Raw genomic sequence first — 17,326 nt, 5'->3', positions numbered from 1 at the left:
CCCCTACGTGCTACCCGAGGACTTCGGCATCACCGGTGACCTGGCGCAGGAGATTCTCGACTGGACGAGCTATTTCCAGCGGAACTTCGACACGCTCAACGACGACCCGGACGGACGACCGACCTAGAAGGACGGTACGTGAGGTCCACCAACGAGAACCGCGCACTGGCAGGTCTCCCGAGGTTCGAGGTGCCCAGGAGTGCGATCACACCCACGAACCCTCCAGCCCCCGACGACGAGGGGGTGGTCGTCCTGGACATGTGGGACGGTTCATAGCCGCCTGGCTTCCGGTTTGACGGACCGAAAGTGTGCCGAGCCTCCCACGGTTCCGTCTCCGACAGCCACGACACCGTCCACGTCCGCGGCGCCCGCGCCAACAACCTGAAGAACATCGACGTCGACAGTGGCTCACACGACCGCCCGAACGAGGGAACACCGTCCGGTATAACGGGACGAATGAGTGCTGACCCCGCCCACGACTTGTCCGTTGCGTCCCCCGACTCCCACGACACCATCCACGTCCGTGGTGCCCGCGCCAACAACCTGAAGAACATCGACGTCGACATCCCTAAACGACGTCTCACCGTATTCACCGGAGTCTCCGGATCGGGCAAGTCCTCCCTGGTCTTCGGCACTGTGGCCGCCGAGTCCCGCCGCCTGATCGACGAAACCTACAGCGCCTTCGTCCAGGGCTTTATGCCGAGCCTGCCGCGTCCCGACGTCGACGTGCTCGAGAACCTCTCCCCGGCGATCATCATCGACCAGGAGCGCATGGGCGCGAACTCCCGCTCCACCGTCGGCACCGCCACCGACGTCTCCTCCCTGGTCCGCATCCTGTTCAGCCGACTGTCCACGCCGTACGTCGGGGCGTCCGGCCACTTCTCCTTCAACCTGCCCGAAGGCTGGTGCCCCACCTGCGAGGGCACCGGCACCGGTGCCGACATCGACCTGTCCACCTTCCTCGACGAGGACAAGACCCTCAACGAGGGGGCGATCGACGCGCCGGGGTTCAACGTCGGCGACTGGTACTGGAGCGCCTACGCCCACAACGGCCGGCTCGACCCGGATAAGCCAGTCCGCGACTTCACCGAGGAGGAGCGTGAGTTCTTCCTCTACGCCCCGACCCAGAAGCTCAAGGTCGCGAAAGAAGACAACTCCGGTTTCTCCACCACCACCTACGACGGCCTGGTCACCCGCATCCGCCGCCTGTGGATCGACCGCGACACCCCGCCGAAGCAGAAGCAGATCGTCAACTTCGTCGAGAAGATCAGCACCACCGGCCCGTGCCGCGACTGCCGCGGCGCGCGACTGAAGGAAGCGTCCCGCACCGCCACCGTCGCCGGACGCACCATCGCCGAGTGGAACTCCACCCAGGTCACCGAGCTACGCGAGCTCGTCGTGGGCCTGGAACACGAAGTAACCGTCGACGCCGCGAGCGTCGGCCCGGTCCGCAGCAACCTGCTGGCCATGCTCGACAACCTCATCGACGTCGGCCTCGGCTACCTCAGCCTCGACCGCCCCGCCGGCACGCTCTCCGGCGGTGAGGCGCAGCGCGTGAAGATGATCCGCCACCTCGGCTCCTCACTCTCCGACGTCACCTACGTCTTCGACGAGCCGACGATCGGCCTGCACCCGCACGACATCGCCCGGATGAACGAGCTGCTCCAGCGCATCCGCGACAAGGGCAACACCGTGCTGGTCGTCGAGCACAAGCCGGAGGTCATCGCCGCCGCCGACCACGTCGTGGACATCGGACCGGGCTCCGGCGAGGCCGGTGGCGAGGTCGTCTTCACCGGCAGCTACTCCGAACTGCTGGGTGCCGACAGCACCACCGCCCGCTCCCTGGAGGCTGGCCTGTCGCTGCGCGAGAGCGTCCGCACCCCCACCGGGCACATCAGCCTTGAGCACCTCAACGACAACAACCTGCAGGACGTCGCCGTCGATGTCCCGCTCGGCGTGCTCACCGTGGTCACCGGCGTCGCCGGTTCCGGCAAGTCCTCGATGGTCCACGGTGGCCTGGCAGGACGCTCCGACGTCACCGTCGTCGACCAGTCCGGCATCCGCGGTTCCCGGCGTTCCACGCCCGTGACCTACACCGGTATGCTCGATGACATCCGCAAGCTCTTCGCCCGCGCCAACAAGGACGCCGGTGCCACCCCGGCGCACTTCAGCCCGAACTCCACCGGCGCCTGCCCGATGTGCAACGGGCTCGGCGTGGTCTACACCGACCTGGCGATCATGGCCGGGGTCGCCGCGACCTGTGAGGAGTGCGGTGGCAAGCGGTTCCGCCCCGAGGTCCTGGAGTTCACCCTGGCCGGACGCACCGTCAGCGACGTCCTCGACATGACCGTGCGCGGTGCCCGGGAGTACTTCGCCGAGGAGGTGGCCGGCTGTGCTGGCGGCGGCAAGAGCAAGAGTGCAGGCAATGCCGCCACCCGCGCGGTGATTGCCGTGCTCGACCGGCTGGTGCAGGTCGGCCTGGACTACCTTCGGCTCGGCCAGCCGCTGAACACCCTGTCCGGTGGTGAGCGTCAGCGTCTGAAGCTCGCCGCGAAGATCGGGGAGGGGCTGAACGGTTCGGTCATCGTGCTGGACGAGCCGACCTCGGGTCTGCACCTGGCGGACACCGGAACGCTGGTCACGATGATGCAGTCACTGGTGGACGACGGCCACAGCCTGGTCGTCATCGAGCACAATCTCGCGGTGATCGCCGCGGCCGACCAGATCATCGACGTCGGCCCGGGTGCTGGTCACGAGGGCGGCACAGTTGTTTTCACCGGCACTCCCGCCGAGCTGGTGGCACAGTCCGAGGTCTGGTCCGAGGCTGAAGCAGGGGCCGGGGCCGACCCCGTGTCCTCAGCGGCCCCGTCGAGCCTGACCGGGCACTACCTCGCCGCCGCCGTCGCCGGCTGACCATCCCTCGGCCCGCACCCCGGACAATCGCACCCCGGACTATCGCGCCCCGGACAATCGCGCCCCGGGGCGGCATGGTTCCTCGTCTGACCACCGCGCCGGGTAGCGTCAGAGGGGTGAATGAAGACTCCACCGTTGGCTCCGACTCCGGAGACGCCGGCGACTCCGCCGTAGCCCCTGCGACCCGGGTCGCCGCTGTCATCGTCGATGCGCTGGTCGAGGCCGGGGTCCGAGATGCCGTGGTCTGCCCCGGTTCCCGTTCGGCTCCGCTGGCGCTGGCACTGGCCGAGGCGTCCCGTACCGGACGGCTGCGTCTGCACGTGCGCATCGACGAACGCTCGGGGTCCTTCCTGGCCCTTGGCCTGGCGCGACGTTCCTACCGGCCGGTTCCGATCGTGATGACCTCCGGAACTGCAGTGGCGAACTGTCTGCCGGCGATGGTGGAGGCCACTGCCAGTGGGGTGCCGCTGATGGTCCTGTCGGCGAACCGGCCGTGGGAGATGCTCGGCACCGGTGCGAACCAGACCATCGACCAGAAGGGGATCTTCGGCTCGCACGCGGTGGCGACCATCGGTATCGATGCTGCGGTCGCTGCTACCGCTGCCGCTGCCGACACGGCAGTCCGGGGCGCGGTGGCCGAGGCTGTCGCCGCCACGGCACGCGGGGGAGTGCAGGTGGACGTCCCGTTCGCCCCGCCGCTGGTCCCGCAGACCGCCGACGAGGTGACGCTGGCCGCCCGTGCCGCGCAGGAAGAAGCGCTGCAGGACGCTACGACCACCACCACCGCCGCGTCCTCGCCGGACGCCGATCTTGCCACCACCCGGACCGACCTGCCCACCCTCACCGTCGACCTCTCCCGCCGCACCCTGGTCATCGCCGGGGAGGTCCGCGACCGGGCGTGGGCGGACCGCATCTTCGATGCCCTGGCCGGTGTCCCCACCATCGCCGAGCCTCTGGCATCTGCGCCGGACACCCCGGTGCATCCGGCCGCAGCCGGACTGCTCACCAGCGCCGACGGCGTCACTGCTGACGTCACCGCCGGGCACGGCGGCAACCAGGCGCACAACGACCACCGGGCGACGGTGCGTCCCGAACAGATCGTCCTCGTCGGGCGCACTACACTGCACCGCGGGGTCACCGCGCTGCTGTCCGACCCCGCCATCGACATCCTTGCCGTCACCGACCGGGACAACGCCCCGCAAGTCAACTCCAACCAGCGCGACGGCCGGATGGTCAGCGTCACCGGCGAACACCCCCGCGGCTGGCTCAAGGTCTGTGCTGCCGCCAGCGAGGTCGCCACCGACACCATGCGCGACCTCCTCGCCGAACCGTCGAACTCCTTCACCGGCCTGCACGTCGCCGCCGCGGTCACCGACAGCCTCGCCGACGGGGACGCACTGGTCCTCGGGGCGTCCTCCCCGGTCCGCGACGCCTCGCTGGCCGGCCTGCCGTTCCCGGGCGTGACCGCGATCGCCAACCGTGGGGCGTCCGGCATCGACGGCACGGTCTCCACCGCCGTCGGTGTGGCCCTGGCCCACGCCAGTGCCGAACCCGACCTCGTCCGCGCCCCGCGCACTGTCGCACTGCTTGGCGACCTGACCTTCCTGCACGACATCAACGGACTGGAGTTCGGCCCCGCCGAACCGCGCCCGGACAACCTGGTCATCGTCGTCGCCAACGACGACGGCGGGGCGATCTTCGAGACGCTGGAGACCGGACGGGACGCCCTGCGCACCTTCGCCGACGGCACCGACGTCTTCGACCGCGTCTTCGCCACCCCCACCGCGGCGAACCTGCGCGCTTTGTGCGAGGGCTACGGTGTGGAGCACCACCGGGTCGAGACTCTCGAAGAGCTGCGTCTGGAGCTCGAGAACCACGCCGAGGGTACCGGCGGGATGTTGGTCATCGAAGCCGTGGTCAGTCGTGGACCGCGGGCCCGGATCCATGCCGAACTCGCCGCCCGGACCACCCTCGGCGCCACCGACTCACGCGGCACGCCCGGGAGTGCTGGATGACGACCATCCTGGGGGTCTCGGTCAAGGTGTGGTACAGGCGAACCATTCAGCTGATTCTCGGCCTGTTCGTCCTGGTCACCGCAGTCAGCGGGATGCTCGTCGCCAATGCCGCACTGGGTGACTGGCAGATCTCCCGGGACCGTGGCGTGGCCGTCGCCGAGGTCGTCGACCCCGGCAACGGGACCTTCGGCGAGCAGTCCAAGGTACTGGTGCGTTACCGCGACAGCGAGGCGGTCTACCACTCCCCGGACCGCGGCCTGAAGTACCCCACCGGCCTGAACGAGCGCGAGCGGGTGTGGGTGGAGTACCAGCGCTCCGACACTGAGAACGTCAAGGTCATGGGTCGTTCCTGGACCCTGTCGATCCTGCCGGCACTGTCGGTGTGGGCCATCGGTGCGGCGGTGACCGTCCTGCTGTTGCTGGTGGTCCGCTGGCGGTGGGTGAGACGCACCGGTGAGAAGTTCGGCGGGAAGTTCACTGCCCGTCCATCCTCCGGCAACCAGGCCATGTCAGAGTAGCCCCATGCGTGTCCTCATCGTCGCCGAGAGCTTCCTGCCCGTGGTCAACGGGGTCGTCAATTCCGTCCTGCGCGTGCTGGAGCACCTGCGTACCACCGGGGACGATGCCCTGGTCATCGCCCCGGCGGGCGTGAAGGGGCAGGGGTCGGTCCACGAGTACGCCGGATTTCCCGTCGTGCATGTGCCGGCGTTGTCCCTGCCGGTGGTCAACTCGTTGCCGGTGGGTGTGCCGTCGCGCAAGGTGCTGACCGTGATGCGCGACTATCAACCGGACGTGGTCCACCTGGCCAGCCCGTTCGTCCTGGGTGCCGCCGGTACCGTCGCCGCGAAGAAGCTGGGGACACCGACTGTCGCGGTGTACCAGACCGACGTGCCCGGTTTCGCCGCCAGCTACAACCTGGCCCCGCTGACCAGCGCAGCATGGGGGTTGGTGCGGATGATCCATAACCGTGCGGCACTGACCCTGGCACCGTCCTCGGCGACCATCGCCGAGCTGGAGGCGCGCGGTGTGCAGCGCATCCGCCATTGGGGACGCGGCGTCGACGCCGAACGTTTCACCCCGGACCGGCGCAATGAGAAGTTGCGTCGTACCTGGCTCGGTGAACGCTACGACGGCACCGCTGACCGGCGAGTTGTGGGCTACGTCGGACGCCTCGCCAGCGAGAAGCACGTGGAACGACTGCGTGCCCTGGTGGACAGTCCCGACATCCAACTCGTGGTCGTCGGTGACGGGCCGGAGCGGGCCAGACTGCAACGGGTTTTGCCCGACGCGGTATTCACCGGCGAATTGCACGGTATCGAGCTGGCGGAGGCCTACGCCAGCCTGGATGTCTTCGTCCACACCGGCGAGTTCGAGACCTTCTGCCAGTCGCTGCAGGAGGCGCTGGCCAGCGGGGTGCCGTCGATCGCCCCGAACGCCGGAGGGCCGGTGGACCTCATCGACCACGGTGTCAACGGGGAGCTGCTGGAGGTCGCCCGTTTCGAGGCCGACCTTCCCGGTGCGGTCGACCGGCTGACCTGCGGGGACCACTACAGTTTCCGGGAGCGTGCCCGGGCCGGCGTGCTTCCACGCACCTGGCCGGGCCTGTGCGATGCCTTGCTGGGGCACTACCGTGAGGCGACCGGCGACACCGGACACGACCGGCAGGACGCTCCGAACGTCCCGGTGAGCTGACGCTGCGGAAACGGCGGTCAGTTCGCCCGGTGCGTCCGGTCGGCTAGGCTTGACTCCCGTGTCACGCGCCAGCCTAGAGAAGAACCCGAACGACGTCGCCCGCATGTTCGATGCCGTCGGCAAGAACTACGACATCACCAACACCGTCCTGTCCTTCGGGCAGGACCGGTTGTGGCGCAAGCGCACCCGCCGCCGCCTCGACCTCGCCCCCGGTGACAAGGTCCTCGACCTCGCCGCCGGTACCGCGGTGTCCACCGTCGAACTCAGCGACTCCGGAGCATGGTGTGTGGCCTGCGACTTCTCGAAGGGGATGCTGGCCGCCGGTGCCCACCGTGACGTGCCGAAGGTCTGCGGCGACGGTATGAACCTGCCGTTCCCCGACAACACCTTCGACGCCGTCACCATCAGCTTCGGGCTGCGCAACATCGTCGACCCGGCGGCCGGACTGCGCGAGATGGCCCGGGTGACCAAGCCCGGCGGCAAGCTGACCGTGTGCGAGTTCTCCACCCCGATCGTGCCGGTGTTCCGGACGATCTACATGGAGTACCTGATGAAGGCGCTGCCGGCGGTGGCGACGGCGGTGTCGTCCAACCCGGAGGCCTACGTGTACCTCGCCGAGTCGATCCGCGCCTGGCCCGACCAGGAGGGCCTGGCCCGTCTGGTCAACGACAGTGGTTGGGAGGGCGCCGGCTGGCAGAACCTCACCTTCGGCATCGCCGCGCTGCACAGCGCCACCAAGCCGGTATAAGACGGTCTGGGTCGGCGTAGCTACCCGAACAGCGGTCGGGCGTCCTGCCGGAAGATCCGGTCGACGTGGTTGCTGAGCCGTCCCGCACCCAGCCACAGGCGCGCAGTGAGGTCCCGGTCGTCCGGGGTGACCAGGTTGCCCATCAGGCGTGCCGCCGACCCCATCACCGCCGGCGCCAGCGGGCCGCGCAGGCCTATCGGGCCGATGGCCGACAGCAGTCCGGGCATGGTCAGCAGCATCGCCAGCCGACGGGCCAGCGAGAAGGCGTCGCCGTAGTGCTCGCGCAGATGCGCCGGCCACATGTGGGTCAGGCCCTCGGGGGAGAAGGTGGCGTCATCCAACATCGCCACCAGGTCGGACGCCGACTCCAACGCATAGTCGATACCCTCGCCGTTGAGCGGGTTCACCAGCGCGGCGGTGTCGCCGATCGCCGCCCAGTTCACCCCGGCGACCCGGCTCACCGCCCCACCCATCGGCAACAGGGCACTGGCGATGTCCTGCGGCTGCCCGAGCTGCCACTCCTCGCGGCACTGGTCGGCATAGCCCGTCAGCAGCTTGCGCACATTGACTTTCGCCGGCCGGCTGTCGGTCGACAGCGCACCACAGCCCATATTCACGGAACCGGAGGTCGCGTCGGCATCACCACCGCCATTGCCGGCGGTGCTGTTACCGGCCCCGCCGCTGCCGGCGGTGCTGGTACAGGCATCGTTGCCCAGCGGGAAGATCCAGCCGTACCCCGGCTGTGCGGTCCCCTCAGCGTCACGCAACTCCAGGTGGGAGTGGATCCACGGCTCATCGCCGAACGGGGTGGTGCAGTACGACCGCGCGGCCACGCCGTGCACCAGTCCGCGATGCCAGCGGGTACCCAGCGTCTTCGCCAGACCACTGCGCACGCCCTCGGCGAGCACCAGGAACCGGCACTCGACGGTGACGTCGCCGCGTCCTGCACTGCCGGAGCGTCCTGACGTGGCGCCGGTACGTCCGGCGGCGCGTCCTGCCGAACGGAAACGCACCGAACGCACCCGACGGGCCCCCGCGACCAGGTCATGCTCGGTGTCGACCGCCTTCACCCCGGTCAACAGGCGGGCGCCGGACGCCACCGCGAACTCCACCAGGGAATTGTCCAACGACGACCGCGCGATCGCCGCACCGCGGGGCGGGAACGACGGGTGCTCCGGCCACGGCGCGGCCACCGAACCGCCGAAACCATGCAGCTTCAGACCCCTGATCGCCGGGCTGGACGCCTCGTCCAACAGGTGCCCGGCCCCCATCTTCTCCAGCGCGCCGACCGCCCGCGGCGTCAGACCGTCACCGCAGGTCTTGTCGCGGGGGAAGGACTGCATGTCGGTCAGCAGGACGTCCCACCCAGCCTGGGCGGCAGCGTGTGCGGCGGCGGCACCGGCCGGACCGGCGCCGACGACCAGGACATCGCAGCGTTCGTGGCGGTGCTCGTGGCCAGGCAGGGGAGCCGTCCCAGGTGTTTCAGTCATCGTCTGCTCATTCTGTTCATTCTGTCGCGTAGTGCACGTCCGGTACACAGGGCGGTATTCGCTTATGTTGGCCCCGTGTCGCTGGTCTACAGTAGCGTGAGTGAACGAACCGGCACGTGGAGAGCCGCCGGGGATGCGCACGACGTGAACTTTCAGACGGACATCAGAGGAACAAGGGCGACGTAACTCATGGCAAGCACTAACTCGGATGCACGTGCGGGACTCGACCTCGGGGACGAGGCCCTCAACGTTGCCATTCCGGACGGCCTGGACCGCGTCGAAGCACGCCTCCGTGAGGTCCTGTCGGCCGGGGAGACCTTCCTCACCGACAAGATCAGTCACCTCGCCCTGTCCGGCGGAAAGCGCTTCCGCCCGATGTTCGCCCTGCTCGCCGCCGAGTACGGGAAGAATGCCCCCAGCGAGCAGCGCGACGCCGCCGAGGTGGACGCCGCCGTCATCGATGCCGCCGTGGTTGTCGAACTGACCCACCTGGCCACCCTCTACCACGATGACGTGATGGACGAGGCCGACCGTCGCCGCGGGGCGCCGAGCGCCAACGCACGCTGGTCGAACTCGGTGGCCATCCTCGCGGGCGACTACATCTTCGCCGTCGCCTCCCGGCTGATGGCCGACCTGGGCACCGATACCGTCCGGCACTTCGCGGACACCTTCGGTGAGTTGGTCACCGGGCAGATGCGCGAGACCGTCGGGGCGACCGAGGGGGCGGATGCCGTCGAGCATTACCTGCAGGTCATCCAGGAGAAGACCGGTGTGCTCATCGCCTCCGCCGGCTACCTGGGCGCACTGCACAGCGGGGCGGCCGCGGAGCACCGCGATGCGCTGTTCCGGTTCGGTCGCCACATGGGTCAGGTGTTCCAGATCGTCGACGACATCATCGACATCTGGTCCGACCCGGAGGACTCCGGCAAGATCCCCGGGACCGACCTGCGCGAGGGCGTGTTCACCCTGCCGGTGCTCTACGCGATGAACGAGGACAACGCCGGCGGTGAGCGGTTGCGTGAGCTTCTCACCGGCCCGGTGGCCGACGATGCCCTGGTGGATGAAGCGTTGACGCTCATCCGGGCGTCCGGGGGGCGTCAGCGGGCCGAGGAGGTCGTGGAGCGTTACCGCGGCTACGGCGAGGACGAACTGGCGAAACTGCCGGACGCTCCGGCGACCGATGCCTTGCGTCAGCTGATGGAGTTCTCGCTGCAGCGCTTGGGCTGATTCTCTGCCGAGTTGGTTGGCCGGGCCCCCGTTGTCCGCTCCCCGTCCCTGTGCGCCCTCCACCGTCCCCTCTGTCAGAAAGGTGGGACGGTTTGCTGTTCCCGGGCGCGGATCACGACGATTGGTCCCACGTTTCTGACATCACCGGTGCAGGGACCGGCGCGCACTGCCACGCACTGCCGCGCACCGTCGCGCACCGTCGCGCACTGCCACGCACTGCCGCGCACCGTCGGGAACCGTCGCACACCACATCGTATGCTGAGAGGGCCGGCGTGGCGACTGCGACAGACACAGCGTCCGTAACAGAGCTGTGACCTGGCGATTTGCGGCAGTATGGTCTGTTCGTAGTAGGGTATGCAGCGCACGCCAGGTTGCCCGAGCGGCCAAAGGGAGCGGACTGTAAATCCGCCGGCATTGCCTTCAAAGGTTCGAATCCTTTACCTGGCACAACTGCCCGTGGAGTGGAAACACTCCACGGGCTTTCTGCATGTCCGGGCACTGTGTCCCCGGGGACGGTGCGGCGTGGAAGGGGAGGGGGCCCGTCAGGCGGAAGGGGAGGGGATCCCGCCCGGCCGGACAGGGTTCTCGGTGTTTGCTGCCCCGCGAGGGCCATCTCGCGAAGGGTGCCCCGCAGTCAACGACCCGAACTGAGCATGGATCCGTTGAGTGCCGGGATTCGCGGGATTCATGCTCACTTCGGGTCGATCTGGGCTTGGAGTTGGTGACCCGAGGCGCCCGCCCTGTCAGGAGGGGCTCACAGTGGGCGTAGGAGGGCCGTTCTCCGCGAGATGCGCGCACCTACGCGGGAAGGCACCTCAAGACGGCACTATTTCTGGGGTTCTAGCTGCAGATTTGTGCAATGCAGCATCCTCTGGTTATTCTACTTCAGGCTTCAGGAGCTGGGGCACGGAACAACAGAGATGTTGGGAAGTGCGAACAGTGGAGCACGCCCCCTTAGCTCAGTCGGCAGAGCGTTTCCATGGTAAGGAAAAGGTCGACAGTTCGATTCTGTCAGGGGGCTCAAGTCATTTTGAGGCACACGCCGGGTTGACCGGTTGCGGCCGGTACGAATGGCCCTGGCGGTGTAGCTCAGATGGTTAGAGCGCACGACTCATAATCGTGAGGTCCCGGGTTCGATCCCCGGCATCGCTACAGAATAACCCGAGAACAACCCCCGCGACACAATGTCGCGGGGGTTGTTTCGTTGTGCCGCCACCTGCATGGAGTGGCTGCGCTGACACGGAGGAGGGGCCGGCGTCCACGGCATCCCCGGCGTCCACGGCGTCCCCGGCGGCACGCAATCGCGGCGTCCCCGCCGTCCCCCGCGTCCTGCGCGCAGGTGCACCGTGATCTCGTCCACCATCGGAGCGACCACGGCTTTTGTCTGCCAGGTCCGGCGACTGATACACTGCTGCGGTGCCGTTACGACGGCGCCGCGAAGTGGCGTGTCACAGCGTTACCACACCTCTGCCGAGGTGCTGGGGTAAGCTGGTGGGCGCATCGCAAAGGGGCGTGGCTCAATTGGCAGAGCAGCGGTCTCCAAAACCGCAGGTTGCAGGTTCAAGTCCTGTCGCCCCTGCAGACGCACCCCGGGAGTGCGGCTGGCCGGTGAAATCACCGCCGTCGCCCCCGGGGTGCACAACCCCCACAGGAGCGGATATTTCGTGAGTGACGACAAGAACAACGCCGACCGTAACGACAACGTCGGCGGTTCTCCGTTGCGACCGTCCGGCAAGCGTCAGGTCAGCAACTCCCAGGAGACGCCCGCAGGTGCGTCCTCCGCCGGGTCGGACATCACCGTGTCCCGCGAGGACGCCACCTCCGGCAAGGGCGCCGACGCACGCGTCCTGGCGTTCCCCCGCTCCGTCGGCTCCGAGATGAAGAAGGTCATCTGGCCGACCGGCCGCGAGATGGTCACCTACTCGATCGTCACCCTGGTCTTCCTGATCTTCATCACCGCCCTGTGCACCGGTGTGGACCTCCTCGCCGGCGAGGGAATCGAGTTCATGTTCGGCCTCTGAGCGTGCTACACTAGCCCCCAGATGATGTCCGCCTCCGCCTCACGGCGAGGCGGATTTTTCATGCAGCACCCTTTGTCCGTCCACTGCTCCGGCCCCTGGAAACCTTCCAGTACATCCTCTAGTACACCCTCTAGTACACCTTGGAGAAGATCACATCATGAGTGACGACACGACCCACGACACCACGACCGCGGAGGGCCTCGCCGCCGCCGCGCAGGACGACGTCCAGCAGGCTGTCAACGAGCTCGCCGGCGCCAACGCCGACACCAACGCCGATGCCTCCCTGGAGGCCTCCGCACAGGCCCTCGGCGACGCCTCCGCCGAGAACGCTGACGACGCCGCCGCTGACGCCGCCGCCCCCAGCGTCGAGGACGCCGCCATGGACGCCTACAAGACCCGCCTGCGGGAGTTCATGCGCGCCCTGAAGAAGCTCGACGGCGAGTGGTACATCATCCAGTGCTACTCCGGCTACGAGAACAAGGTGAAGACCAACCTCGAGACCCGTTCCCGCACCCTCGGTGTCGACCAGCAGATCCACGAGGTCGTCGTGCCGATCGAGGAGGTCACCGAGATCAAGGACGGCAAGCGTAAGCGCGTCAAGCGCAAGCTGCTCCCGGGCTACGTCCTGGTCCGTATCGAGCTGGACGACGCCTCCTGGTCGGTCATCCGTGACACCCCGGGCGTCACCTCCTTCGTCGGCAACGAGGGCCAGCCGACCCCGGTGAAGATCCGTGAGGTCGCCAAGTTCCTGCTGCCGCCGGAGGCCGCCAAGGCAGAAGAATCCACCGAGGACACCGACAGCGCGACCGGTGGAGTGGACGTCAGCGACACCGGTGTCGCCATGGCTCCGACCCCGGCGGCCGAGCAGGTCGAGGTGGACTTCGAGGTCGGCGAGTCCGTCACCGTCCTCTCCGGTCCCTTCGCCTCGGTCTCGGCGACCATCTCCGAGATCGACGCCACGAACTCGAAGCTCAAGGCCCTGGTCTCGATCTTCGGCCGTGAGACCCCGGTCGACCTGGCATTTGACCAGGTTGAGAAGCTCAACTAGAGTTTTACCGTTGCTGTGTCCATGACCTGACCGGCGTGTCCGGACGGTACGGCCCAGCTGCAAGGAAAACATCCCACCCGGTGGCCGGCATCAAGGCCGGCATCCGGTCAGGTGTGTCCGCTGAGCCATCGGCGCGCACCTGGTACCACGTGAATGAGGTATTGACAATGGCAAAGAAGAAGAAGGTCACTGGCCTGATCAAGCTGCAGATCCAGGCTGGCGCCGCCAACCCGGCTCCGCCCGTCGGCCCGGCGCTCGGTGCGCACGGCGTCAACATCATGGAGTTCTGCAAGGCCTACAACGCCGCCACCGAGGCCCAGCGTGGCAACGTGATCCCGGTTGAGATCACCGTCTACGAGGACCGCAGCTTCGACTTCAAGCTGAAGACCCCGCCGGCAGCCAAGCTGCTGCTGAAGGCCGCCGGTATCCAGAAGGGCTCCGGCGTCCCCCACACCGACAAGGTCGGTCAGGTCAGCTGGGCCCAGTGCCGCGAGATCGCCCAGACCAAGTTCGAGGACATCAACGCCAACGACCTGGAGAACGGCGCCCGCATCATCGCCGGCACCGCCCGCTCCATGGGCATCGACGTCGTCGACGCTCCGGCCCAGTAGGACTTCTCCTCACTGACCGGACCTCCGGCACCGTCACGGTGCCGGAACCCCAGATCGTCCTGCCTCCCCAGGCAGTGTCACCAGTTACACCGTGGCAGGGCCACTTGCGGCCCGACTACCACAATCCAAGAACCTGATTGGAACCCCACCATGAGCAAGAACTCCAAGGCCTACCGCGCCGCCGCCGAGAAGATCGACGCCGATCGTCTCTACTCCCCGATCGAGGCTGTCGCCCTCGCCAAGGAAACCTCCTCCAAGAACCACGACGCGACCGTCGACGTGGCCCTCCGCCTGGGCGTTGACCCCCGCAAGGCTGACCAGCTGGTCCGCGGCACCGTCTCCCTGCCCAACGGCACCGGTAAGGACGTCCGCGTCATCGTCTTCGCCGAGGGCCCGAACGCCACCGCCGCCGAAGAGGCCGGCGCCGAGGCTGTCGGCACCGCCGAGCTGATCGAGAAGATCCAGGACGGCTGGACCGACTTCGACGCCGCGATCGCCACCCCGGACCAGATGGCCAAGGTCGGCCGCGTCGCTCGCGTGCTGGGCCCGCGTGGTCTGATGCCGAACCCGAAGACCGGCACCGTCACCACCGACGTCGCCAAGGCCGTCCAGGAGATCAAGGGCGGCAAGATCTCCTTCCGTGTCGACAAGGCCGGTAACCTGCACGCCATCATCGGCAAGGCCTCCTTCTCCGAGAAGGCTCTCGCCGAGAACTACGGTGCCCTGATCGATGAGCTGCAGCGTCTCAAGCCGTCCGCAGCCAAGGGCCGTTACATCAAGAAGGCGACCATCGCCACCACCTCCGGCCCGGGCATCCAGGTCGACGCCACCGTGGTGAAGAACTTCACCGGCGAAGAGGAGTAGATCCTCCCGCACGACGAACCCCCGCTGCCTGGGCAGCGGGGGTTTCTTGTGTTTCAGGACGCGCCGGCTGGCGGCGCCGTCGGCGCCGTCCGCCGCGCCGTCCTACGTTGCGGCCCCGGTGTAGCTAAGCGTCCCCGATTCGGTCACTTGACTACACATGAAGCGACCGAAATGGGGACACTTAGCTGCAGCCGCAGGTCCCGGAGGGGGTGGTCTCGGTTGAGGTCGGCCCTACCGCCCGACCTGACCGGCCTTACCGATGAGGCCCAGCAGTGGCAGGACGCGGCCGGTGACCATCGGGTGGTCGCGGCGGTAGGCGCCGTCCTCCCCGGAGTCGCTGTCGGAGAGACGCTCAAGGATGTGGTCCAGGGTGCGCGGCGAGTACAGCAGGGACAGGTGGTCGCTCATGTCGGTGGGGTTGTCGTCCTGGACGCTGAAGTTGTGTGCCGTCGCACCTTCGCCGGCCTCGAGGAACTGGATGCGCCATGGGGTGACGATCTCGTCGTACTTCGAACCGATCATCGTGTAGGTCACGCCGGGCACGGTGTCGCCGTTGCGGTTGATGTGCGCCACGACGTCCGACCCCACGACCTGGTCCTCGGCGCACTGTCCGAGGGTCTTGCGCAGCAGCTTGGAGAGGTCGAACTTGCCCTCCAGCTTGTCGCGCAGTCGTGACAGGCCCGAACCGATGCCCATCAGGGTGGTGCCGTGGCCGGCGCCGGCGATGCCGATGACGTTGCGGATCTTCGGCGCTCCGCCGGCGAAGCGTCCCTCGTGCTCGCTGAGCAGCAGGCGGGTCTGCGCGGAGCCCTGGGAGTGGCCGATGACGTCGACCTGCTCTGCGCCGGTGGCCTTCAGGACGCGGTCGATGAATGCGGCGACCTCATCCTGGCTCTCCAACAGGGGACCGTTGGCGAAGCAGCACTTGCGGCGTCCCAGGAAGCTCTCCGGGTTGGTGCCGTAGTTCAGTGCGAACACCCGGTAGCCGTGGTTGGCCAGCTCCGGGGCGATCAGCGACCAGGTCCCGTAGCTGCTCATCCAGGTGCCGTGGAAGAGGACGACCGGTACAGGGTGCTCCTCGGAGAGCGGGGAGTCCCAGTCATTGACTCCGCTGGGCATCTTGTCCGTGCTCCCGAATGAGCGCAGGAATGCTGGCAGGAAGTGCCGGTGGTTCGGTGTGTAGGGTGGTGTGTAGCTCGCGGAAGTCATTTCCCCAATGTACTAAGCAGGACGCTCCGGTGGACTGGCTTCGGTGAGAGTCACGGCACCGATTTGGTGCTGTGGCGTGCGGGGGTTAGACTGTGACACGAAGTTTGATCGCGGCATGCCCGCGAACGTTCAAGTTTCACCGGAGACCGTCGGTCGACGTCATCCCTGGACATCCGGGGGTGTCGGACGAAGGACCATCATGCTGACCACTTGGCAGATGGCGACCTGCGCAGGGAAACATGGGACACCAGGAGCGCCACCGAGTCAGCCAGGCTGACACGGACCGAGCCGCCCACTGACGCCCCGTGCCCTGTGGCACGGGGCGTTATCGTCGTCAGGGGGAGACGTCTGATTCTGCTTCGCACACCGAACCGGTCGCACCACCGACAGACATCAGGAAGGAGGCGAGAGTATGGCAAACGCGAAGAACACCGCATCCGTGGCGGAGCTCACCGCTCGTTTCGAGAACGCCAGCGCCGCAGTGCTCACTGAGTACCGTGGACTGTCCGTCGCCGAGACGACCGAGCTGCGACAGGCACTGGGTTCGGAGGTCACCTACTCCGTCGCCAAGAACACCTTGATCAAGCTGGCCGCTAAGCAGGCCGGTGTTGAGCTCGACGATGATCTGCTGACCGGACCGACTGCCGTCGCCTTCATTCAGGGCGAGGCCGTCGACGCCGCCAAGGCGCTCAAGAAGTTCGGTGCGGATCACAAGGCTCTCGTGATCAAGGGCGGCAACATGGACGGCAATGCGCTGTCCGCAGACCAGGTCCAGGCAATCGCCGACCTGGACAACCGCGAGACCACCCTGGCCAAGCTGGCCGGCGCCATGCAGGGCTCCCTCAGCAAGGCTGCGGCTCTCTTCAACGCCCCGGCATCCCAGGTCGCACGGCTTTCCGCCGCGCTCCAGGAGAAGAAGGCAGCGTAACCCTCCGCGGGTCAACTGCCGGTGTGCGCCGACGGTGCACACCACCACCATTCGTTTTACCCCTGTACCCCGCGTCGACGCGATGACCGTCACCGGGACAAAGAAAGGACGCCACCATGGCTAAGTTCACCAACGACGAACTGCTCGAGGCTTTCAAGGAGATGACCCTGATCGAGCTCTCTGAGTTCGTCAAGCTCTTCGAGGACACCTTCGACGTCACCGCCGCCGCTCCGGCCGCCGTCGCCGCTGCCGCTCCGGGCGCTGCTGCTCCCGCCGAGGAGGAGAAGGACGAGTTCGACGTCGTCCTCGAGGATGCCGGCGCCAAGAAGATCGGCGTGATCAAGGTTGTCCGCGAGATCGTCTCCGGCCTGGGCCTGAAGGAGGCCAAGGAGCTCGTCGAGGGTGCCCCGAAGGCCATCCTGGAGGCTGCCTCCAAGGACGACGCCGAGGCTGCCAAGACCAAGCTCGAAGAGGCCGGCGCCAAGGTCGCCCTCAAGTAGTTTTCACTGCGGTTCACACCGCGTGGCTTACCCCGCCCGACGCATCTGCGTCCGGCGGGG

Annotated in this window: 15 protein-coding genes and 4 tRNA genes; 17 read left to right on the top strand and 2 right to left on the bottom strand. The window is 67.4% G+C overall.

Annotated features, from left to right (window positions below):
• Nucleotides 1-138 precede the first annotated feature (138 nt).
• The 6 genes from ACTXPP_RS02800 (at nucleotide 139) to ACTXPP_RS02775 (ending at nucleotide 7,368) form a co-directional block, all read left to right on the top strand.
• A complete protein-coding gene (locus tag ACTXPP_RS02800) occupies nucleotides 139-276 on the top strand; it encodes a hypothetical protein (protein ID WP_443340777.1) in 138 nt (45 codons plus the stop codon).
• A 180-nt stretch (nucleotides 277-456) separates the two neighbouring features.
• A complete protein-coding gene (locus tag ACTXPP_RS02795) occupies nucleotides 457-2,913 on the top strand; it encodes an excinuclease ABC subunit UvrA (protein WP_443340790.1) in 2,457 nt (818 codons plus the stop codon).
• A 116-nt stretch (nucleotides 2,914-3,029) separates the two neighbouring features.
• On the top strand, nucleotides 3,030-4,928 hold the full coding sequence (gene menD, locus ACTXPP_RS02790; RefSeq protein ID WP_443340775.1) for a 2-succinyl-5-enolpyruvyl-6-hydroxy-3-cyclohexene-1-carboxylic-acid synthase: 1,899 nt from the start codon (nucleotides 3,030-3,032) through the stop codon (nucleotides 4,926-4,928).
• Nucleotides 4,925-5,446: a DUF3592 domain-containing protein gene (locus tag ACTXPP_RS02785; RefSeq protein WP_301497373.1), complete on the top strand. Its 522-nt coding sequence runs from the start codon at nucleotides 4,925-4,927 to the stop codon at nucleotides 5,444-5,446. Before menD ends, ACTXPP_RS02785 begins: the two co-directional genes overlap by 4 nt.
• 4 nt (nucleotides 5,447-5,450) lie before the next feature.
• A complete protein-coding gene (locus ACTXPP_RS02780; RefSeq protein WP_443340773.1) occupies nucleotides 5,451-6,620 on the top strand; it encodes a glycosyltransferase family 4 protein in 1,170 nt (389 codons plus the stop codon).
• Nucleotides 6,621-6,678: 58 nt separating this feature from the next.
• Nucleotides 6,679-7,368, top strand: a complete 690-nt coding sequence (locus ACTXPP_RS02775; RefSeq protein WP_301497369.1) for a demethylmenaquinone methyltransferase — start codon at nucleotides 6,679-6,681, stop codon at nucleotides 7,366-7,368.
• A gap of 20 nt (nucleotides 7,369-7,388) precedes the next feature.
• On the opposite strand, the gene ACTXPP_RS02770 is transcribed toward ACTXPP_RS02775, so the two are convergent.
• Entirely contained in the window at nucleotides 7,389-8,858 is a 1,470-nt protein-coding gene (locus ACTXPP_RS02770; protein ID WP_443340771.1) for an FAD-dependent monooxygenase, read from the bottom strand.
• A gap of 189 nt (nucleotides 8,859-9,047) precedes the next feature.
• Here ACTXPP_RS02770 and ACTXPP_RS02765 point away from each other — a divergent pair, with 189 nt between their 5' ends.
• From ACTXPP_RS02765 to rplA, 9 genes are all read left to right on the top strand, one after another.
• Nucleotides 9,048-10,085, top strand: a complete 1,038-nt coding sequence (locus ACTXPP_RS02765) for a polyprenyl synthetase family protein (RefSeq protein WP_443340769.1) — start codon at nucleotides 9,048-9,050, stop codon at nucleotides 10,083-10,085.
• 365 nt (nucleotides 10,086-10,450) lie between these two features.
• Nucleotides 10,451-10,532: transfer RNA gene (locus tag ACTXPP_RS02760), tRNA-Tyr, on the top strand.
• A 501-nt stretch (nucleotides 10,533-11,033) separates the two neighbouring features.
• Nucleotides 11,034-11,106 (top strand) — tRNA-Thr (locus tag ACTXPP_RS02755).
• A 57-nt stretch (nucleotides 11,107-11,163) separates the two neighbouring features.
• A tRNA-Met gene (locus tag ACTXPP_RS02750) sits at nucleotides 11,164-11,237 on the top strand.
• 354 nt (nucleotides 11,238-11,591) lie between these two features.
• Nucleotides 11,592-11,664, top strand: a tRNA-Trp gene (locus ACTXPP_RS02745).
• 85 nt (nucleotides 11,665-11,749) lie between these two features.
• A complete protein-coding gene (gene secE / locus ACTXPP_RS02740) occupies nucleotides 11,750-12,106 on the top strand; it encodes a preprotein translocase subunit SecE (protein ID WP_301498764.1) in 357 nt (118 codons plus the stop codon).
• A 157-nt stretch (nucleotides 12,107-12,263) separates the two neighbouring features.
• Nucleotides 12,264-13,154: a transcription termination/antitermination protein NusG gene (gene nusG, locus ACTXPP_RS02735; protein WP_443340766.1), complete on the top strand. Its 891-nt coding sequence runs from the start codon at nucleotides 12,264-12,266 to the stop codon at nucleotides 13,152-13,154.
• A gap of 167 nt (nucleotides 13,155-13,321) precedes the next feature.
• Nucleotides 13,322-13,765 carry a 50S ribosomal protein L11 gene (gene rplK / locus ACTXPP_RS02730; protein ID WP_301498760.1) on the top strand — a complete coding sequence of 148 codons (444 nt, stop codon included), beginning with the start codon at nucleotides 13,322-13,324 and terminating at the stop codon, nucleotides 13,763-13,765.
• A gap of 150 nt (nucleotides 13,766-13,915) precedes the next feature.
• Entirely contained in the window at nucleotides 13,916-14,629 is a 714-nt protein-coding gene (gene rplA / locus ACTXPP_RS02725) for a 50S ribosomal protein L1 (protein ID WP_443340764.1), read from the top strand.
• Nucleotides 14,630-14,860: 231 nt separating this feature from the next.
• Here rplA and ACTXPP_RS02720 read toward each other — a convergent pair whose 3' ends face one another.
• Complete coding sequence (locus tag ACTXPP_RS02720) at nucleotides 14,861-15,748, bottom strand: lipase family alpha/beta hydrolase (protein WP_443340762.1); 888 nt, start codon at nucleotides 15,746-15,748, stop codon at nucleotides 14,861-14,863.
• Between the two features lie 502 nt (nucleotides 15,749-16,250).
• On the opposite strand from ACTXPP_RS02720, the gene rplJ reads away from it, so the two are divergent.
• Together rplJ and rplL are read left to right on the top strand one after the other, a co-directional pair.
• On the top strand, nucleotides 16,251-16,766 hold the full coding sequence (gene rplJ, locus ACTXPP_RS02715; protein WP_301520489.1) for a 50S ribosomal protein L10: 516 nt from the start codon (nucleotides 16,251-16,253) through the stop codon (nucleotides 16,764-16,766).
• Nucleotides 16,767-16,882: 116 nt separating this feature from the next.
• Entirely contained in the window at nucleotides 16,883-17,266 is a 384-nt protein-coding gene (rplL, locus tag ACTXPP_RS02710; RefSeq protein ID WP_443340759.1) for a 50S ribosomal protein L7/L12, read from the top strand.
• Nucleotides 17,267-17,326 lie beyond the last annotated feature (60 nt).

Source organism: Candidatus Corynebacterium faecigallinarum (assembly GCF_052264515.1).
GTDB lineage: Bacteria > Actinomycetota > Actinomycetes > Mycobacteriales > Mycobacteriaceae > Corynebacterium > Corynebacterium faecigallinarum.
Note: the sequence above shows the minus strand (reverse complement) of the source record. Positions and strands in the feature narration are given on the sequence as shown.